The organism is Rhodococcus sp. OS5 (assembly GCF_056837585.1).
Map to the genome: position 1 here is coordinate 2,577,372 of NZ_CM166368.1, position 19,301 is coordinate 2,596,672.

16 protein-coding genes are annotated in these 19,301 nt (G+C 64.0%); all 16 read left to right on the plus strand.

The window, feature by feature from the left end; genetic code table 11:
- Nucleotides 1–88: 88 nt before the first annotated feature.
- The 16 genes from ACVZUB_RS12175 (at nt 89) to ACVZUB_RS12250 (ending at nt 19,234) form a co-directional block, all read left to right on the plus strand.
- On the plus strand, nt 89–3,493 hold the full coding sequence (locus tag ACVZUB_RS12175) for a pyruvate carboxylase (protein WP_003942675.1): 3,405 nt from the start codon (nt 89–91) through the stop codon (nt 3,491–3,493).
- Entirely contained in the window at nt 3,490–4,056 is a 567-nt protein-coding gene (rsmD, locus tag ACVZUB_RS12180; RefSeq protein ID WP_030535425.1) for a 16S rRNA (guanine(966)-N(2))-methyltransferase RsmD, read from the plus strand. The genes ACVZUB_RS12175 and rsmD overlap by 4 nt, the downstream gene beginning before the upstream one ends.
- Nucleotides 4,053–4,547 carry a pantetheine-phosphate adenylyltransferase gene (gene coaD, locus ACVZUB_RS12185; protein ID WP_003942776.1) on the plus strand — a complete coding sequence of 165 codons (495 nt, stop codon included), beginning with the start codon at nt 4,053–4,055 and terminating at the stop codon, nt 4,545–4,547. The genes rsmD and coaD overlap by 4 nt, the downstream gene beginning before the upstream one ends.
- A 131-nt stretch (nt 4,548–4,678) precedes the next feature.
- Nucleotides 4,679–5,440 (plus strand): DivIVA domain-containing protein, encoded by a 762-nt coding sequence (locus ACVZUB_RS12190; protein ID WP_003942696.1) that lies wholly within the window; start codon nt 4,679–4,681, stop codon nt 5,438–5,440.
- Between the two features lie 189 nt (nt 5,441–5,629).
- Nucleotides 5,630–6,190 carry a YceD family protein gene (locus ACVZUB_RS12195; protein ID WP_007729319.1) on the plus strand — a complete coding sequence of 187 codons (561 nt, stop codon included), beginning with the start codon at nt 5,630–5,632 and terminating at the stop codon, nt 6,188–6,190.
- 2 nt (nt 6,191–6,192) lie between these two features.
- Nucleotides 6,193–6,375 carry a 50S ribosomal protein L32 gene (rpmF, locus tag ACVZUB_RS12200; protein WP_007729318.1) on the plus strand — a complete coding sequence of 61 codons (183 nt, stop codon included), beginning with the start codon at nt 6,193–6,195 and terminating at the stop codon, nt 6,373–6,375.
- A gap of 19 nt (nt 6,376–6,394) precedes the next feature.
- Complete coding sequence (gene rnc, locus ACVZUB_RS12205; RefSeq protein WP_003942759.1) at nt 6,395–7,168, plus strand: ribonuclease III; 774 nt, start codon at nt 6,395–6,397, stop codon at nt 7,166–7,168.
- An 8-nt stretch (nt 7,169–7,176) separates the two neighbouring features.
- Nucleotides 7,177–8,046 (plus strand): bifunctional DNA-formamidopyrimidine glycosylase/DNA-(apurinic or apyrimidinic site) lyase, encoded by an 870-nt coding sequence (gene mutM, locus ACVZUB_RS12210; protein WP_003942752.1) that lies wholly within the window; start codon nt 7,177–7,179, stop codon nt 8,044–8,046.
- 42 nt (nt 8,047–8,088) lie between these two features.
- Nucleotides 8,089–8,541: an OsmC family protein gene (locus ACVZUB_RS12215; protein ID WP_003942740.1), complete on the plus strand. Its 453-nt coding sequence runs from the start codon at nt 8,089–8,091 to the stop codon at nt 8,539–8,541.
- Nucleotides 8,541–9,464 (plus strand): SMP-30/gluconolactonase/LRE family protein, encoded by a 924-nt coding sequence (locus ACVZUB_RS12220; RefSeq protein ID WP_042450824.1) that lies wholly within the window; start codon nt 8,541–8,543, stop codon nt 9,462–9,464. Before ACVZUB_RS12215 ends, ACVZUB_RS12220 begins: the two co-directional genes overlap by 1 nt.
- Nucleotides 9,465–9,469: 5 nt before the next feature.
- Nucleotides 9,470–9,754, plus strand: a complete 285-nt coding sequence (locus tag ACVZUB_RS12225) for an acylphosphatase (RefSeq protein ID WP_007729313.1) — start codon at nt 9,470–9,472, stop codon at nt 9,752–9,754.
- Between the two features lie 26 nt (nt 9,755–9,780).
- A complete protein-coding gene (gene smc, locus ACVZUB_RS12230; RefSeq protein ID WP_482628441.1) occupies nt 9,781–13,368 on the plus strand; it encodes a chromosome segregation protein SMC in 3,588 nt (1,195 codons plus the stop codon).
- Nucleotides 13,369–13,410: 42 nt separating this feature from the next.
- Complete coding sequence (gene ftsY, locus ACVZUB_RS12235; RefSeq protein WP_063316584.1) at nt 13,411–14,835, plus strand: signal recognition particle-docking protein FtsY; 1,425 nt, start codon at nt 13,411–13,413, stop codon at nt 14,833–14,835.
- 247 nt (nt 14,836–15,082) lie between these two features.
- Nucleotides 15,083–16,342 carry an ammonium transporter gene (locus tag ACVZUB_RS12240; RefSeq protein ID WP_042450902.1) on the plus strand — a complete coding sequence of 420 codons (1,260 nt, stop codon included), beginning with the start codon at nt 15,083–15,085 and terminating at the stop codon, nt 16,340–16,342.
- Nucleotides 16,343–16,398: 56 nt separating this feature from the next.
- Nucleotides 16,399–16,737 carry a P-II family nitrogen regulator gene (locus ACVZUB_RS12245; RefSeq protein ID WP_003942772.1) on the plus strand — a complete coding sequence of 113 codons (339 nt, stop codon included), beginning with the start codon at nt 16,399–16,401 and terminating at the stop codon, nt 16,735–16,737.
- Nucleotides 16,727–19,234: a [protein-PII] uridylyltransferase gene (locus tag ACVZUB_RS12250; protein WP_482628442.1), complete on the plus strand. Its 2,508-nt coding sequence runs from the start codon at nt 16,727–16,729 to the stop codon at nt 19,232–19,234. Before ACVZUB_RS12245 ends, ACVZUB_RS12250 begins: the two co-directional genes overlap by 11 nt.
- Nucleotides 19,235–19,301: the final 67 nt, after the last annotated feature.

Here is a 19,301-nt window from a genome sequence, read left to right on the forward strand (position 1 = left end):
CGAGGACCGCCGGGTTGGTTTCTCGATTCAGTCCGAAATATGAGACTCCGCATGTAGACGCAAGATGAAATCGGGGTAGTTTTCTCGAATGTTCTCCAAAGTGCTCGTCGCGAACCGCGGCGAAATTGCGATCCGTGCCTTCCGCGCCGCCTACGAACTAGGTGCCGGAACCGTCGCGGTGTTCCCGTACGAGGATCGGAATTCGATCCACCGTCTCAAGGCAGACGAGAGCTACCAGATCGGGGAGAAGGGTCACCCCGTTCGCGCGTATCTCTCGGTCGAGGAAATCGTCGCCGCCGCCAAGAGCGCCGGAGCCGACGCCATCTACCCCGGTTACGGTTTCCTCTCCGAGAACCCGGACTTGTCGGCGGCGTGTGCCGAGGCAGGCATCAAGTTCGTCGGCCCGTCCGCCGAGATCCTCGAGTTGACCGGAAACAAGGCTCGGGCCATCGCAGCGGCAAAGGCCGCCGGTCTCCCGGTGCTCGCGTCTTCGGAGCCGTCAGCGGACATCGACGAGTTGCTCGCAGCCGCCGAGGACATGACCTTCCCGCTCTTCGTCAAGGCTGTCGCAGGCGGCGGTGGGCGCGGAATGCGCCGCGTTGCGGAGCGCTCACAACTCAAGGAATCGATCGAAGCCGCAGCGCGCGAAGCGGAATCGGCCTTCGGCGATTCGACGGTCTTCCTCGAGCAGGCCGTCATCGACCCCCGGCACATCGAAGTGCAGATCCTCGCCGACGAGCAGGGCAACGTCATCCACCTCTTCGAGCGTGACTGCTCGCTGCAACGTCGCCACCAGAAGGTGATCGAGCTCGCTCCGGCGCCCAATCTCTCCGAAGAGTTGCGCGCCAAGATCTGTGCCGACGCCGTCGCCTTCGCGAAGGAGATCGGATACACGTGCGCGGGCACCGTCGAGTTCCTTCTCGACAAGCGCGGCAACCACGTCTTCATCGAGATGAACCCGCGAATTCAGGTCGAGCACACCGTCACCGAAGAAGTGACGGACGTGGACCTGGTCCAGTCGCAGCTCAAGATCGCGTCCGGTTCGACGCTTGCAGAACTTGGTCTGTCACAGGAGACGATCAAGCTTCGCGGCGCGGCGCTGCAGTGCCGCATCACGACCGAGGATCCGGCAAACGGATTCCGCCCGGACACCGGCCGTATCACCGCGTACCGCACCCCGGGCGGAGCCGGTATCCGCTTGGACGGTGGCGCCACACTCGGCGCCGAGGTCGGAGCGTACTTCGATTCCATGCTGGTCAAACTCACTTGTCGCGGTCGCGACCTCGAAGCCGCTGTGGCGCGAGCTCGCCGCGCGGTCACCGAGTTCCGCATTCGTGGTGTCTCGACCAACATTCCGTTCCTGCAGGCGGTTCTCGACGACCCGGACTTCCGGGCCGGACGTGTGACGACCTCCTTCATCGAGGAACGTCCTCAGTTGCTGACTCTGCGTTCTTCGGCAGACCGCGGCACGAAGATCCTGACCTACCTCGCGGATGTGACGGTCAACAAGCCTCACGGTGAGCGGCCCTCGGCGGTGTACCCGCAGGACAAGCTGCCCAAGATCGATCTTTCGACGCCTCCTCCTGCCGGTAGCCGTCAGCGCCTGCTCGAACTCGGCCCCGAAGGTTTCGCAAAGGCACTGCGTGAGCAGAAGGCAGTCGGCGTCACCGACACCACCTTCCGTGACGCGCACCAGTCGTTGTTGGCCACGCGAGTTCGAACCAGCGGACTGCTCGGAGTAGCGGGGCACGTTGCGCGGTTGACGCCGGAACTGCTCTCGATCGAAGCCTGGGGCGGCGCGACCTACGATGTGGGACTTCGCTTCCTGCACGAGGATCCGTGGTACCGGCTTGCCGCACTGCGTGAGGCGATTCCCAACATCTGCCTCCAGATGCTTCTTCGCGGTCGAAACACGGTGGGCTACACGCCGTATCCCGAAAAGGTCACGCGCGCATTCGTTCAGGAAGCCACCGACACCGGCATCGACATCTTCCGAATCTTCGACGCGCTCAACAACGTCGACCAGATGCGCCCTGCCATCGACGCGGTGCGTGAGACCGGAACGGCTCTCGCCGAGGTGGCGTTGAGCTACACCGGCGATCTGTCGGATCCGAACGAAACGCTGTACACGCTCGACTACTACCTGAAGTTGGCAGAAGAGATCGTCGATGCGGGCGCTCATGTGCTCGCGATCAAGGACATGGCGGGCCTGCTGCGCGCTCCGGCGGCCACCAAGCTCGTGACGGCGCTACGCAGCAACTTCGATCTTCCGGTTCACGTCCACACGCATGACACCCCCGGTGGACAGTTGGCCACGTATTTCGCCGCGTGGCAGGCGGGCGCCGACGCAGTCGACGGTGCTTCGGCGGCACTGGCCGGAACCACCAGTCAGCCTGCGCTCTCGGCCATCGTTGCCGCCGCTGCGCACTCCGAGTTCGACACCGGACTGAACCTGCAGAACGTGTGCGACCTCGAACCGTACTGGGAGGCGCTGCGAAAGGTGTACGCGCCGTTCGAATCCGGACTGCCGGCGCCGACGGGACGTGTGTACACGCACGAGATTCCGGGCGGCCAGCTCTCCAATCTCCGGACCCAGGCCGTTGCTCTCGGTCTCGGCGACCGGTTCGAAGAGGTCGAAGCCAAGTACGCCGACGCGGACCGCATGCTCGGGCATCTCGTGAAGGTGACGCCGTCGTCGAAGGTCGTCGGCGACCTCGCCCTCCACCTTGTCGGCGCCGGCGTGCCTTCGGAGGAGTTTGCCGCAGATCCGGCGAAGTTCGACATTCCCGACTCCGTGGTGGGCTTCCTGCGCGGTGAACTCGGTACGCCTCCCGGTGGTTGGCCGGAACCGTTCCGCAGCAAGGCACTCGAAGGACGTGGCCAGGCCAAGCCCGAAGCGACGTTGTCCGCTGAGGACGAGGTGCTGCTCGAGGGCTCGTCGAAGGACCGTCAGGCGACGCTGAATCGTCTGCTGTTCCCCGGCCCGACAAAGGAATTCCTCGAACACCGCGAGAAGTACGGTGACACGTCGCGGCTTTCGGCGAACCAGTTCTTCTACGGTTTGCGGCGCGGCGACGAACACCGCGTCGAGTTGGCTCCCGGCGTTGAGCTGATCATCGGTCTCGAAGCGATCTCCGAGCCCGACGAGCGCGGCTACCGCACTGTCATGTGCATCCTGAACGGCCAATTGCGCCCGGTCTCGATCCGCGATCGCTCCATTGCCAGTGACGTACCGGTGGCGGAGAAGGCCGACAAGAACAACCCGGGCCACGTGGCGGCACCGTTCGCGGGTGTCGTGACGCTCGCGGTGAAGGAAGGCCAGAAGATCGAGGCCGGCGACACCGTGGCCACGATCGAAGCAATGAAGATGGAAGCGGCGATCACCTCGCCGCGCGCCGGCGTCGTCTCTCGGATCGCGATCAGCGCCGTCCAACAGGTCGAGGGTGGAGACCTGCTGGTAGTCGTCTCGACGGGGGAGAGCGCCGCAGAGTGACACGCATCATCTCGGGACTCGCGGGCGGTCGACGCCTGCGAGTCCCGCCGAGCGGCACCCGTCCGACGTCGGATCGGGTTCGTGAGGCGCTGTTCAGTGCTCTCGAAGCGCGCATCGATCTCGAAGGGTGCGCGGTTCTCGACCTCTTTGCGGGTTCGGGTGCTCTCGGCCTCGAGGCGCTCTCGCGGGGAGCCGAGCACGTTGTTCTCGTGGAATCGGATGCCAAGGCTGCTGCCGTCATCAAGGCGAACATCGGCACTGTCGCGTTGCCTGGGGCGACGGTTCGCGCCGCTCCGGTTGCGGCCGTGGTCTCGGGTCCGAGCGCGCGTGAATACGACATCGTGATCGCGGACCCACCGTATGCGGTAACCGACGAGGCCGTCGTGTCCATGCTCACCGATCTGCAGGCCAACAAATGGGTGGGGGAGGGCACGATCGTGGTACTCGAACGATCGTCGCGCTCGCCGGAGACCGTGTGGCCTCAGGGCTACGAGCCGATCAAGGCCAAGAACTACGGTGAAGCCCGCATCGAGCTGGCCACCTGCTACGGTCTGGACTCATGACTGGCGCCGTCTGCCCCGGATCCTTCGACCCTGTGACCAACGGTCACCTCGACGTAATCGGAAGAGTTGCTGCGCAATTCGACGAGGTCGTGGTCACCGTGCTGATCAACAAGAGCAAGCGTGGCATGTTCACGATCGACGAGCGGATCGAGATGCTCGAAGACGCGACGAGTCACCTGCCCAACGTTCGCGTCACGTCGTGGCACGGATTGTTGGTCGACTACGCGAAACAAGAAGGCCTCAGCGCGATCGTCAAGGGTCTGCGCGGCGCGAACGACTTCGATTACGAGCTGCAGATGGCTCAGATGAATCAGAAGCTCACGGGCGTCGACACACTGTTCGTCGCCACGAATCCGACGTACAGCTACCTGTCGAGTTCTCTGGTGAAGGAAGTCGCGACTTTCGGCGGCGACGTCTCCGACATGTTGCCGGCCAAAGTGCATTCTCGGCTACTCGCACGTATCGCCGAGCGAGCAGCCGAAAACAGCTGATCCCCGACACACCGACCACGACGACACCCCGTTGGCCGTTCTTCCGGCAAACTTGGACAGGAACGGGCACAGGTCCGAGTGGACCGGTGACGATGTGGGCCGATTTCGGCCGGTAGAGATTGGGGTTGCTTGTGTACCGCGTATTCGAGGCACTGGACGAACTGGTCGCAATTGTCGAAGAGGCGCGCGGTGTTCCCATGACCGCAGGGTGTGTTGTGCCTCGCGGTGACGTACTCGAGCTACTCGACGACGTCCGGGACGCAATTCCGAGCGAGCTGGACGACGCTCAGGACGTCCTCGATCATCGCGACAAATTGGTCGGTGACGCGCGAGCAAACGCTGAGAAGACGGTCAGCAGCGCCAATGCCGAGGCAACCTCGACTGTGGAGAACGCACGCGACGACGCCGACCGGATTCTGTCCGATGCCAAGGCTCAGGCCGATCGCATGGTTGCCGAAGCGCGTGCGCACGCCGATCAGTTGGTCGAGGACGCCGAAGCAGAAGCGGAACGGACCGTCACCGACGGCCGTCGTGAGTACGAGGCCGTCACCGGACGGGCGCGTGCCGAGGCCGATCGGATGATCGAGTCCGGCCAGGCCTCGTACGAACATTCGGTGGCGGAGGGAACGGCGGAGCAGGCTCGTCTGGTGTCGCAGACCGAGGTTGTCCAGTCCGCTCACGCGGAATCCGCGCGAGTGATCGACGCCGCTCATGCCGAGTCCGACAGGATGCGTTCGGAGTGTGACCTGTACGTGGACACCAAGTTGGCCGAGTTCGAAGAGTTCCTCACCGGGACCGTTCGGTCGGTCGGGCGTGGTCGTCAACAGCTTCGAACGGGTTCGGGAGTTCCCGACTACCAGGACGACGATCGTCGTTCCGAGCGGCGCCGATAGAGCAGACAAGTCAGTCGAGGGTGGGTCGTCCGATATGGGGCGGCCCACTTTTTCGTGGATCGAATTGGGATTTGCCTTGTAGCTGCCGTATTGTGGAGTGGTTGCCCATACCAGTTTCAACAGTTAGGTGAGTTCTCTTTGTCAACGCATCGTCGTAGTTCGTCGCATCAGTCAAGTGATGCGGGATTTTTGCTGGACACGGTCAAGCTCGGTCGTCGTCCAGGGTCGATGCGTACCGTCGAGAGAACAATTCAGTCCCCGAACCGTATCGGTCTCGATCTGATCGCGATCGAAGCGGGCGCGGACATAGATCTCGATCTTCGTCTCGAAGCAGTGTCCGAAGGCGTTCTCGTCACCGGAAACGTGCACGCACCCACCAAGGGTGAATGCTCGCGGTGCCTTGAACCTTTCACCGACACCGTGGACATCTATCTCACGGAGTTGTTCGCTTACCCGGACAGCACCACCGAGGAGACGACGGAAGAGGGAGAGGTCTACGCGGTCGAAGACGACGAAATCGACCTCGAACCGGTCATCGTCGATGCAGTCGGGCTGGCGCTTCCGCTCCAGCCTCTGTGCAGTGACGATTGCCTGGGATTGTGCTCAGAATGTGGCATTCGCCTGGCGATTGCGGAATCTGGGCATGGGCATGACATACTTGATCCTCGCTGGGCTGGTCTCGCGGCCAAATTTGGCGTGGAATCAAACACCAGCGAAAATCTTGTGATCACCGAAGCCGAGGAGAAGTAGAAGTGGCTGTCCCCAAGCGCAAAATGTCGCGATCCAACACGCGGTCGCGTCGTAGCCAGTGGAAGACCACTGTGCCCACCCTCGTTACCTGCCCCAACCGTGGCTGTGGCGAGCAGACCCTTCCCCACATCGCATGCCCGTCATGCGGTACTTACAAGGGCCGCCAGGTAACCGCTGCTGTCTAGTTCTCCCCGGAGAAAGACTATGACGAGCGAAAATACAGTTTCAGCCGCCGGCGGCGAGGGCAATCACGACAAGCTCCTCGCCGCTGTCGGCGTAGATATAGAGCCCGGTCTTCTGACCCTGGCTCTCACGCACCGCTCGTACGCGTACGAGAACGGCGGACTGCCCACGAATGAGCGCCTCGAGTTCCTCGGGGATTCCGTTCTCGGCGTCACGGTGACCGAAAATCTCTACCTGTCCCACCCGGACAAATCCGAAGGTGATCTGGCGAAGATCCGTGCCAGCGTGGTCAACATGCATGCACTCGCCGAGGTTGCCAGGACTCTGGGTGAAGGTGGACTCGGAGCACACCTGCTGCTGGGTAAGGGCGAGGAAATGACGGGCGGCCGTGACAAGCCGTCCATTCTCGCCGACGGTATGGAGTCGATTCTCGGCGCCATCCACCTGCAGCACGGCATCGAGACTGCGCGACGCGTCGTCCTCGATCTGTTCGACGATCTACTCACTCGCGCACCGCTTCTGGGCGCGGGTCTGGATTGGAAGACGAGTCTGCAGGAACTGACCGCAGAACACGGTGCCGGAGTTCCCGTTTACGAGATCACCGCCACAGGACCCGATCACGACAAGGAATTCACGGCCACCGTTCTCATCAGTGGCAAACCCTTGGGTGTCGGTGTCGGTCGTTCCAAGAAGGAAGCCGAGCAGAAGGCAGCAAGTTCGGCATGGAAGACGATGTCGGAGAATGCCGCTGCTACCGCAGTCGCTGCTGACGACACGCCTGATCTTGCCGGCTGAGTTCACTCTTGCCTGAGCTTCCCGAAGTCGAAGTCGTTCGCCGCGGCCTACAGTCTCATGCTGTAGGTGCGGCGATCGAGGCCGTCGAGGTACTCCATCCCCGCGCGATCAGGCGCCACATTCTCGGTTCCGAGGACTTGATCGGCCAACTCACCGGGCAGACCATCGCTTCGGCAGAGCGTCGCGGCAAGTACCTGTGGCTGGTTCTCGAGCCTGCCGGTGTCGGACTGGTGGTTCATCTCGGGATGAGCGGACAGATGCTGGTCCAACCCCCGACAGTCGACTGGGAAAAGCACCTACGCATTCGGTTGGCCCTCGATTCCGGGGCCGATCTTCGATTCGTCGATCAGCGGACCTTCGGTGGCTGGTCGATTTCACCCCTCGTCGAGGTCGACGGAACGATGCTGCCCGAGTCGGTGGCGCACATCGCCCGCGATCCCATGGATGCGGCGTTCGATCTCGAATCCGTCGTGAAAGTCCTGCGGGGCAAGCACACCGAGATCAAGCGCGCGATTCTCGACCAGACGGTGGTCTCCGGAATCGGAAACATCTACGCCGACGAATCATTGTGGCGCGCCAAGATTCACGGCAACCGAATCGCCGAAACGCTTACCAGGCCCAAACTTCGAGAACTGTTGACCGCGGCACACTCGGTGATGGGTGAAGCGCTCGATCAGGGCGGTACGTCCTTCGACGCGCTTTACGTGAACGTCAACGGGGAATCGGGCTACTTCGACCGGTCGCTGTCGGCGTACGGGCAGGAAAACCTCCCGTGCCCGCGATGCGGCGCGCCGATCAAGCGTGAGAAGTTCATGAATCGATCGTCGTTCAGTTGCCCGCGGTGCCAGCCGACCCCGAGGGCACGGCGAATCGCCTAGGTCTCCCGCCCCTTCGGTTCGGCGGAGTGGCAAGATTGCGTCATGGCTGAACAGACTCCCGACACCACTGCAACCGCCCCGGCTCACACGGAGCTTTGGGTCGAACGAACCGGAACCCGCCTCTACACCGGCAAGAGTTCGCGCGGCGCAGAGGTTCTCATCGGCTCCGAATCGGTGCCAGGAGTCTTCACGCCCGGCGAACTCCTCAAAATTGCACTGGCCGCATGCACGGGGATGAGCTCCGACTTCCCGATCTCGCGCCGGCTCGGTGACAACTACGACGCGACGGTCCGAGTGTCCGGAGCCGCCGATCGTGAAAACGAAGTCTACCCGCAGCTCGACGAGGTCCTCGAGCTCGATCTCAGCGAGTTGGATGCCGAGGCACAGCAGCGCCTCATCACTCTCGTCGAGCGTTCCGTGGACAAGGTATGCACGGTCGGGCGCACGCTCAAGGCCGGAACCAAGGTCACTCTGTCGTTCGACACGGAAGCCTGATGTTCCGCGCCGGCAGCGTTGTCGCTGCGATCGCACTGGGTTCCGTTGTGGCGCTGAGTGCTCCAGCGCAGGCCTCGGTCCCGGCCGACGGCTCGGCCGGTAGTTGCGGCACATGGACGTCGAGCGTCGTGACGACTGGTGCCGGAATGCTCGAGAACCTCGAATTCGACGGCAACGGATCGATGGTGTTGTCGCAGTCGGCTCTGATCGGGCCGGGTGCACTGCTGAAAGTGGCGCCGGACGGAACACGGACAACTTTGGTCGGTGACGTCACCGGACCTGGCGGTCTGGTCGCGCGTGAGGGATCCGTGTACTTCACCACGGGCAACTCGACTGTCTCGGGACTGTTCGGAATCGCCGACGGCAGCCTCCGCAAGGTCGACGTCGCAGACGGGTCGGTGACAACGATCGCCGACGGTCTGGTGATGCCGAACGGGCTTGTGCAGCTGGACGATAACCGTTTCCTCACTGCCCGCACACTCGCCAGGCCGGGGCTCACGGTCGTCAACAGTGACGGAAGCAGTTCGATCGTTCGTGAAGACCTCGGCACCGTCGACGGCCTCGCACGCTCCGGTTCGACGATCTACGTGAGCACGACCTTCGACATGGTCACCGCCGTCCACATCCTCGACGCAAACGATCTGGGCGGGCCGGTGCGAACGATCACGCTCCCCGGGTTCGGTCCGGCAAACATGGCGGACGATCTGACCGTCGGACCGGACGGCGCGTTGTACGTCGCATTCAATGCCGGCGGCAAAGTTGTTCGCGTCGATCCGGATTCGGGATCTTCGTGTGAGATCGCCTCGGGTCTGCCGTTCACATCTGCGGTCAAGTTCGGCGCCGGACCGGGCTGGGATCCCAACGCGCTCTACACCACCGGATTCCTGGGTGACGTTCACCGTCTCGAACGTGTGGCGGGCTGAGCGTCATGGCTGAAGCAGCGCCTGTGCGGTTGACGGCGTGGGTTCACGGATACGTTCAAGGCGTCGGGTTCCGGTGGTGGACCAGGGCCCGCGCTCTCGAACTCGGATTGATCGGATATGCGTCCAATCAGCGTGACGGTCGAGTGCTCGTCGTGGCGGAAGGCCAACGCACGCAGCTCGAGCGATTGGTGGAGCTGCTGCGCTCCGGCACTACCCCGGGCACGGTGGATCTCGTGGTCGACAGCTGGGACACCGCCAGGGGCGACCTGACAGGGTTCGTCGAACGCTGACCTGTTTGGCGGTAAAGTTTCCCCCCATGCACCTCAAGAGTCTGACACTCAAGGGATTCAAATCCTTTGCGTCGGCAACGACTCTTCGGTTCGAGCCGGGAATTACCTGTGTGGTCGGCCCGAACGGCTCGGGTAAATCCAACGTCGTCGATGCGTTGACCTGGGTGATGGGCGAGCAGGGCGCCAAGGCCCTGCGCGGCGGCAAGATGGAAGATGTCATCTTTGCCGGCACCTCCGGCCGCGCGCCGCTGGGCCGCGCCGAGGTGACCTTGACCATCGACAACGCCGACGGGGCGCTCCCGATCGAGTACTCCGAGGTGTCGATCACGCGCCGCATGTTCCGCGACGGCGCGGGGGAGTACGAGATCAACGGCTCGTCCTGCCGTCTGATGGACGTCCAGGAACTGCTCAGCGACTCCGGCATCGGCCGCGAAATGCATGTCATCGTCGGGCAGGGACGGCTCGCCGCGATCCTCGAATCCCGTCCCGAAGATCGACGCGCCTTCATCGAAGAAGCCGCGGGAGTCCTCAAACATCGCCGCCGCAAGGAAAAAGCGGTGCGCAAACTCGATTCCATGCAGGCCAATCTCGCTCGCCTCAGTGACCTCACCGCGGAACTGCGTCGGCAACTCAAACCGCTGGGACGCCAAGCCGAGGTTGCTCGGCGAGCACAGACGGTCCAGGCTGACCTGCGTGATGCAAAGATGCGTCTGGCCGCTGACGATCTGGTGACCCGTCGAAACCAGTTGAACGACCAGGCACAGGACGAGAAAGCGGCCCGTGAACAGCACAACCAGGTGGCGGCTGCGCTCGACGAGGCCAACCTCGAACTCGGGCGCCAGGAGCAAGCTCTCGCTCGTCTGACTCCGGGATCGGAAGCGGCTGCACAGAGTTGGTTCCAGCTTTCCGCGCTTGCCGAACGCGTGAACGCCACTGTGCGCATCGCCCGCGAGCGTGCGCGTCATCTCGACTCCGAACCCGTCGGCAACCGCGGCCAGGACCCGGACGAGATGGAGGCGCGCGCCGAACGTCTTGCTGCCGAGGAGGCCGAACTCCTCGAAGGCGTCGAAATCGCGCGAGCGGCGTCGGAAGCTGCTCGGGACCAGCTCGCAGCCACCGAAGATGCTGCAGCAGAAGCGGAACGGGCGCACATGGCGGAAGTTCGTGCCGTCGCCGACCGCCGTGAAGGTCTTGCTCGACTCTCCGGTCAGGTCGACACTCTGCGTACCCGCGTCGAATCCGTCGACGCGGAAGTGTCTCGGCTGACCGACGCGATCGACGAGGCTCGTCTGCGTGGCGATGCCGCACAGGCCGAGTTCGACACGGTGCAAGAAAGCATCGGGGACCTCGACGCCGGTGAAGTCGGCCTCGATACCAATCACGAACGCGCCATCGAGGCTCTCGAGATGATCGACGCGCGCGTCGAAGAGCTTCGTGAGGAAGAAAAAACGAGCGGGCAACGCATCGCTTCGCTCCGGGCGCGCATCGAGGCACTGTCGATGGGTTTGCAGCGCAAGGACGGTGGCGGCTGGCTGCTCGAACACCGCGGCGACGACGGCATCACCTCGCTGGTCGGATTGATTCACGTCGAACCCGGCTACGAGGCCGCGATCGCTGCCGCGATGGGGCCGGCGGCGGACGCCGTCGTGGCGCAGTCGCTGGACTCTGCTCGCTCCGCTGTCACAGCACTTGCCGATCAGGACGGTGGACGTGCATCACTGATCGTGAGCGGTGAACCGGCGATCAAGCGCGAGGCCGAGATCGCGCCGGGTAGTCGTCCGGCCGTCGACGTCATCGCCTGCCCTGACGAGTTGCGTGCCGGATTGACCGCCATCCTCGATGGCGTCGTCCTGGTCGAGACTCTCGATGACGCGATTCGAGTTGTTGCTGACCACAAGGGAATTCGCGCAGTGACGCGTTCTGGCGATCTGCACGGTTCGGGGTGGATGATCGGTGGCTCGGATCGGCAACCGAGCACGCTCGAGGTGCAGGCGGCGATCGACGCGTCAGCAGCGGAACTGGCGGCAACGGAGAGCCGATCCGAGGAACTCGACGCTGCGCTGTCCGGCGCTCTGGCCGAACAGGCCGCTCGACGCGAGACCGCGGAGCAAACTTTGGCCGCGCTCAACGAGTCGGACGCTGCCATGTCCGCCATCTACGAGCAGTTGGGCAGATTGGGGCAGGCAGCACGAGTCGCCCACGCGGAATCCGAGCGGTTGACCGCCCAGCGAGTGCGTGCCGAGGAGGGCCGCGGTGAGTCGCTGACAAAGCTCGCGGATCTGGAGGAACGTCTGCGCGTCGCCGAAACCGACGGCAGTGCACCGGGACACGGTGCGGAATCGACCGCTGCCGATCGCGAAATGGCCGCAGCAGCGCTCGCCGAAGTGCGCATCGTCGAAATGGATGCTCGCCTTGCCGTGCGCACCGCCGAAGAGCGTGCGGAATCCGTACGCGGAAAGGCTGATTCGCTTCGCCGCGCCGCGGCCGCCGAACGAGAAGCGCGGATCCGCGCCGAACGGGCTCTGCGCGCCAGGGCGCACGCTGCGGAGGTCGCAGCTGCCGTGGCCGAATCGGGACAGCGTGTGGCGGCCGAACTCGAGACCGTCGTCGCCGCGGCTCTTGCTCACCGTGACGAGTTGGCTCGGGCCCGCACCGAGTGCACGGCCAAGCTGGATCAGGTCCGCGAGACAGTCCGAGCACTGACTGGACAACTCGCTTCGCTCACCGACGCCGTCCACCGCGACGAGGTAGCGAAGGCACAGGCAGCGCTGCGCATCGAACAACTCGAGGAGTCGATCCTCGATCAGTACGGTATCGGCCTCGACGATCTGATCGCCGAGTACGGGCCCGAGGTCGAACTGCCGCCGACCGCTCTCGAAATCGAGGAGTACGAGCAGGCCAAGGAGCGTGGGGAGCAGGTCACCGCCCCCGCTCCGCTTCCGTACGACCGCGCGACTCAGGAACGGCGCGCCAAGCGGGCCGAGAAGGACCTCGCCACCCTCGGCAAGGTCAATCCGCTGGCGCTCGAGGAATTCGCAGCTCTCGAGGAGCGGTACACCTTCCTCTCCACTCAGCTCGAGGACGTCAAGACCGCACGCAAGGACCTTCTTGCTGTGGTCGCAGACGTCGACGCACGAATTCTGCAGGTGTTCACCGAGGCCTATGCCGACGTCGAGCGTGAGTTCGTGGGAGTGTTCGAGAAATTGTTTCCCGGGGGAGAAGGGCGGCTGGTCCTCACCGATCCCTCGGACATGCTCACCACCGGCATCGAAGTCGAGGCGCGTCCGCCCGGTAAGAAGGTCAAACGGTTGTCGTTGCTGTCGGGCGGCGAGAAGTCGTTGACCGCGGTGGCCATGCTGGTCGCGATCTTCCGGGCACGCCCGTCCCCGTTCTACGTGATGGACGAAGTCGAGGCGGCGTTGGACGACACCAACCTGCGGCGGCTGATCGGACTCTTCGAACAATTGCGGGAGAAGTCGCAGTTGATCGTGATCACTCACCAGAAACCGACGATGGAAATCGCCGATGCGTTGTACGGCGTCAGCATGCGCGGCGACGGCATCACCACCGTGATTTCGCAGCGACTTCGCGGTCAAGACATGGCCTCGACGTAAGCCCTGCTCACTTTCCGGGTCGGAGCCTGAAACAATGGGCCGGTGACTACCCAGGCTTGGATCATCATCGCGGCTGTAGCGGCCGTACTACTCGTCGTTCTCGTTGCCGGATTCCTGCGCTACCGCAAGGGGCAGGTATCGCTGAAGGCACCCGAGACGAAGCCGGAGCTCGGCGCCCCCGAGAAGGACAAGTCAGGCGGCTACAAGGCCGGTGGCGGGTTCAACTTCAGTCAGGGGTCGACGGCAACGGCGCCACCTCCGGTGGTTCCGACACCTCCGGTCGCCGAGAAGCCGCCCGTCGTCGAAGAACCTGTCGTCGAAGAACCTGTCGTCGAAGAACCGGTTATCGAGGAACCAACTGTCGCGGAACCGGTTGTCGAAGAACCTGTTGCGGAGAAGCCGGCCGCCGTCGAAGAGCCGGTAATCGAAAAGCCGGTCGTAGAAGAACCAGCGGTAGCAGAACCTGTTGTCGAAGAACCTGTCGTTCCCGAACCTGTTGTCGTTCCCGAACCCGTCGAGCCTGCACCGCGCGTGCTGGACGAGATCGACCCGACCGAGGGTCGGTTGGACCGACTGCGCGGGCGCCTTTCCCGCTCGCAGTCAGCAGTCGGCAAGAGCTTGCTGGGTCTGCTCGGTGGCGGCGATCTGGACGAGGACTCGTGGGAAGAAGTCGAGGACACCCTCCTCATCGCAGACCTCGGCTCCGCGACCACGGAAAAAGTCGTCACGAAGCTTCGTGAGCAGATGGCGGCCCGCAGCGTCCGGACCGAGGCTGCCGCCCGCGCCCTTCTGCGCGAGGTGTTGATCGCCGAACTGCGTCCCGAACTGGACCGCTCCATCCGCGCATTGCCGCACGATGATCACCCGGCTGTTCTGCTCGTCGTCGGCGTCAACGGGACCGGCAAGACAACGACCACCGGCAAGCTGGCTCGCGTGCTCGTCGCCGACGGTCGTCGCGTCGTGCTCGGTGCCGCGGACACGTTCCGCGCCGCCGCCGCCGATCAGCTCCAGACGTGGGCCGAGCGTGTCGGCGCTGAAGTTGTTCGTGGCAAGGAGGGTGGCGATCCCGCTGCGATTGCCTTCGACGCGGTCTCACGGGGCATCGCGGACGGCGTCGACGTGGTCCTGATCGACACCGCCGGCCGTCTGCACACCAAGACCGGTCTGATGGACGAGCTCGGCAAGGTCAAGCGGGTTATCGAGAAGAAGGCCTCGGTCGACGACGTTCTGCTGGTTCTCGATGCGACGGTCGGCCAGAACGGACTGGCGCAGGCTCGCGTGTTCGCGGAGGTCGTGGACATCACCGGCGTCGTACTGACCAAGCTGGACGGAACCGCCAAGGGCGGAATCGTCTTCCAGGTTCAGCATGAACTGGGTGTGCCGGTGAAGTTGGTCGGCCTCGGTGAAGGTGCCGACGACCTGGCGCCGTTCGAGCCGGGTGCGTTCGTCGACGCCCTCCTGGGCTGACGCCCCCGTGCGCCTTTTTGGTAGCGCGAACTACCGAAAAGGCGCACAGGGTTGGTAGAACCCCCTGGCGAAACCTGTTTGCAACAAATTTGGGCAATTGGTTCACGTCTGCGAAACGCGACAGCGCCATGGACGAAACACCAGCCCAGCACTCTTCTCCTTAACGACGTGCTGCCCGGCACGTGCGACTAGGAGGTAGTAAGTGAGTACCGACGATTTGTTGGCGAACTCCGGTAACGCCGCATGGATGCTGATGGCTGCATCTCTGGTCTTGCTGATGACACCCGGCCTCGCTTTCTTCTACGGCGGGATGTCTCGGTCCAAGTCCGTCCTGAACATGATGATGATGTCCTTCGGGGCCATGGCCGTCATCGGCGTCATCTACGTTCTGTGGGGATGGTCGATGTCCTACGGCACCGAGAACATCGGGGGCATTTTTGCCAACCCGTTCGAGTTCTTCGGCCTCAAGAACAGCATCACCGATGCTGACGGCAACTTCATCGCCGGCGCCTGGGGCTACCCCAACGTCATCGACATCGCGTTCCAGGTGACATTCGCGATCATCACCACCGCCCTCATCAGTGGTGCCCTGGCCGAGCGGGTCAAGTTCGGCACCTGGCTCCTGTTCTCGGGTATCTGGGTCACCGTCGTCTACTTCCCGCTCGCACACATGGTGTGGGGTGGCGGACTCCTCTCGGGTTCCGAGGACGGCATCGCGGCAAAGCTCTTCGGCACCACGGTCAACGACGACGGAGTCACCGTCGCCAACGTCGCTCCGATCGACTTCGCCGGTGGCACAGTCGTTCACATCAACGCGGGTATGGCCGGTCTGGTCCTCGCACTCATCGTCGGCAAGCGTCTCGGCTTCGGCAAGACCGCCTTCCGTCCGCACAACCTGCCCTTCGTGATGCTCGGCGCCGCACTCCTCTGGTTCGGTTGGTTCGGCTTCAACGCCGGCTCGGCATTCGCCGCCGACGGTAACGCCGGTCTCGCCTGGGTCAACACGACCACCGCGACGTGTGCCGCAGTCCTGGCCTGGCTCGCTACCGAGCGTATTCGTGACGGCCACGCCACCAGCCTCGGCGCAGCTTCCGGTGCGGTCGCCGGTCTGGTCGCCATCACCCCTGCTGCCGGTGCGCTCAACCCGGTCGGTTCCATCTTCCTCGGCGCAGTAGCCGGCATCCTGTCCGCTCTCGCAGTCGGCCTGAAGTTCCGCTTCGGCTTCGACGACTCGCTCGACGTCGTCGGTGTTCACCTTGTCTCCGGCCTGTGGGGCACGATCGGTATCGGATTCTTCGGCACCGCAACCGGCCTCTTCTACGGCGGCGACTACAAGCAACTGGTGGTTCAGATCGTGATCGCACTCGCAGCACTCGTCTTCACCGGCGTTCTGACGACGATCATCGGCTTCGCACTCAAGCCCCTGGGCTGGCGAATCTCGGCCGAGGACGAGGCACGCGGCATCGATGAGACCGAACACGCAGAGACCGCATACGACCTCGCGTGATCAGCACGTGATTAAAGTGAATTCAAGCACTTCAGAGTTTGGAAAGGGATGAGCACATGAAGCTGATCACAGCAATCGTCAAGCCGTTCACGCTCGAGGACGTCAAGACCGGACTCGAGCAGGCCGGAGTGCTGGGTATGACAGTCAGCGAAGTTCAGGGCTACGGCCGACAGAAGGGCCACACCGAGGTGTACCGAGGCGCGGAGTACTCCGTGGACTTCGTACCCAAGGTCCGGGTCGAGGTCGTCGTCGACGACGCGGCCGTGGACAAGGTGGTCGAGGTGATCGTCGAGGCCGCTCGAACCGGCAAGATCGGTGACGGCAAGGTGTGGGTCTCGCCAGTCGAGTCGGTCATCCGGGTTCGCACCGGGGAACGCGGTGGCGATGCACTCTGACCCGAAAGGGTCCGAGAACTTCGGCCCTGGTTCCGTCGCGAAAGCGACGGGGCCAGGGCCGGTCTCGTCAGGGGGATCCGACGAAGCTGCGGACCTGGCCCGCGCACGCAAGGCCCTACTCACCGGAGGCGTCAAGAACAGGAGGCTCGACGCCCCCGCGCTGCGACATGCACTGGTCGATCTGCACGAATTCTGGTTGACCACCAAGGGGACCGAACTGGGCATCAAACCGGATTGTGGGTTTGCCATCGTCGCCGTGGGTGGTCTCGGCCGACGCGAACTGCTGCCGTATTCCGATCTCGATCTGATTCTGCTGCATGACGACATGGACCCGGCGGTCGTGGCCCAGGTCGCGGACAGCCTGTGGTACCCGCTGTGGGACGCGCACATCAAACTCGACCACAGCGTGCGGACGCTTCCGCAGGCGCTTCAGGTTGCGGCCACCGACATGACGGCGGCACTCGGAATGCTCGAAGCACGCCACATTGCCGGCGATGTGGAGCTGAGCAACCTGCTGATCAGTGGTGTCCGTCGACAGTGGCGCATGGACATCCGCAGCCGATTCGACGAATTGATCACCCAGACCCGTACGAGGTGGGAGCGCAGCGGCGAGATCGCCCATCGCGCCGAACCGGATCTCAAGAGCGGTCGTGGCGGGCTGCGAGACGTCCAACTGCTCAACGCCCTGTCCATCGCGCAATTGACCGACGGGATGCCGGGGCTGGGACCCAACTCGCCCGGCGGCGGTCTGGCACTTGCGCACAGGCGGTTGCTCGACGTGCGCACCGAACTTCACCGCGTTGCCGGTCGCGCCCGCGACCAACTGCGAGCACAGGACGCCGACGAGATCGGTGCGGCGCTACGGATCGGTGATCGATTCGATCTGGCCCGCCTTCTCAGCGAATCGGCGCGCACCATCAGCTATTCGGTCGACGTCGGTATCCGTACCGCCGGAAACTCCTTGCCCCGGCGTGGTTTGTCGCGGCTGCGTCGCGCGCCGGTGCGACGACCACTGGACGAGGGCGTCGTCGAGCATGCCGGCGAAGTAGTTCTGGCGCGCGATGCGAGACCGAAGAAGGATCCCGGTCTGGTGATGCGGGTCGCGGCAGCGGCGGCCACCAACGGCATGCCCATCTCCGCGTCGACGCTCAATCGCCTGGCCGACAACGCCCCCGAATTGCGTGAGCCGTGGCCGAAAAATGCAGTCAACGATCTCTTGGTCGTGCTGGGTTCGGGATCGCGTGCGGTTCCGGTGATCGAGGCGATGGACCGGACCGGGCTCTGGGGTCGACTCCTGCCGGAGTGGGGGACCATTCGCGATCTTCCGCCGCGCGACGCCGTCCACACGTGGACGGTGGATCGGCACCTGGTCGAAACCGCCGCGTATGCAAGCGGATTCACCACTCGCGTCGCTCGGCCGGATCTGCTCATGCTCGGTGCGTTGATCCACGACATCGGGAAGGGGCGAGGGGGAGACCACAGCGTCGTCGGTGCCGAATTGGCCACCGCGATCGGAAATCGCTTGGGACTCTGGCCTTCCGACGTCTCGACGTTGACGGCGATGGTGCGCTACCACTTGCTGTTGCCGGAAACCGCCACCCGTCGCGACCTCGACGATCCGGCAACGGTGCAGCGAGTGGTCGACGCACTCGAGGGAGACGGGACCCTTCTCGATCTCCTGCATTCGTTGGCGGAAGCGGATTCGCTGGCCACCGGGCCTGGTGTCTGGGGCGACTGGAAGTCGTCGTTGATCGGCGAGCTGGTGCGTCGTTGTCGTTTGCTGATGGCAGGGGAGGAGCTCCCGCAACCCGATCCACTCGCTCCCGAGCAATTGGCCATCGCCGAGGAGGGCGGGGTTCACGTCTCGCTCGTTCCGGCCGAGAATGCGCACACCTACGTCGTGACCGTCATCGCGCCCGACGCTCCCGGGCTGCTGTCTCGGGCTGCCGGAGTTCTGGCGCTGCAGTCCTTGCGGGTGCATTCCGCATCGCTGGGGTCGCATGCAGGTTCGGCGGTCAACTCGTTTGTCGTGACGCCGAGGTTCGGCACACCCCCGCAGGCGGTGCTGCTCCGGCAGGAATTGATCCGGGCTTCGGCCGGTGAACTGAATTTGCTCGAACTTCTCGACGCGAAGGACGAGGAGGCACGGGCAGAGCAGTGGGACGACCCGATCCAGACCAACAAGGATTCCGCGGTTCCAGTGCTCTATGCGCAGGCGCCACCGCGGGTCATCTGGTTCGACGCGCCCGGTGACGGTCAGGCGATCCTCGAATTGCGTACCGAGGACCGCGTCGGCCTGCTCTGCCGACTGGCCGCAGCACTCGAACACAGTGGAGCCGACATCCGGTGGGCGAAGGTCGCCACCTTGGGTTCCTCGGTGGTCGACGCGTTCTGCCTCGACTTCGGTGAGGCCGATACCCGCGCGGCGCGAGAGCGTGTCGAGGAGGCGGTGCTGGCGGTGGTTCCGGTGCCACAACCCAAGAAGAAAGAGGATTGACGGACCGGTTTCGGCAGTTACGCCCGCATCGGCTGGGATCGGTGCGGGCGTAGCGGCTAGGCTGGTG

What these genes read in the sequence shown, in the direction of transcription:
- ACVZUB_RS12175 (WP_003942675.1), top strand. Translation starts at nt 89, where the DNA reads ATGTTCTCCAAAGTGCTCGTCGCGAACCGCGGCGAAATTGCGATCCGT.
- coaD (WP_003942776.1), top strand. Translation starts at nt 4,053, where the DNA reads ATGACTGGCGCCGTCTGCCCCGGATCCTTCGACCCTGTGACCAACGGT.
- rnc (WP_003942759.1), top strand. Translation starts at nt 6,395, where the DNA reads ATGACGAGCGAAAATACAGTTTCAGCCGCCGGCGGCGAGGGCAATCAC.
- ACVZUB_RS12215 (WP_003942740.1), top strand. Translation starts at nt 8,089, where the DNA reads ATGGCTGAACAGACTCCCGACACCACTGCAACCGCCCCGGCTCACACG.
- ACVZUB_RS12220 (WP_042450824.1), top strand. Translation starts at nt 8,541, where the DNA reads ATGTTCCGCGCCGGCAGCGTTGTCGCTGCGATCGCACTGGGTTCCGTT.
- ACVZUB_RS12225 (WP_007729313.1), top strand. Translation starts at nt 9,470, where the DNA reads ATGGCTGAAGCAGCGCCTGTGCGGTTGACGGCGTGGGTTCACGGATAC.
- smc (WP_482628441.1), top strand. Translation starts at nt 9,781, where the DNA reads ATGCACCTCAAGAGTCTGACACTCAAGGGATTCAAATCCTTTGCGTCG.
- ACVZUB_RS12240 (WP_042450902.1), top strand. Translation starts at nt 15,083, where the DNA reads ATGCTGATGGCTGCATCTCTGGTCTTGCTGATGACACCCGGCCTCGCT.
- ACVZUB_RS12245 (WP_003942772.1), top strand. Translation starts at nt 16,399, where the DNA reads ATGAAGCTGATCACAGCAATCGTCAAGCCGTTCACGCTCGAGGACGTC.
- ACVZUB_RS12250 (WP_482628442.1), top strand. Translation starts at nt 16,727, where the DNA reads ATGCACTCTGACCCGAAAGGGTCCGAGAACTTCGGCCCTGGTTCCGTC.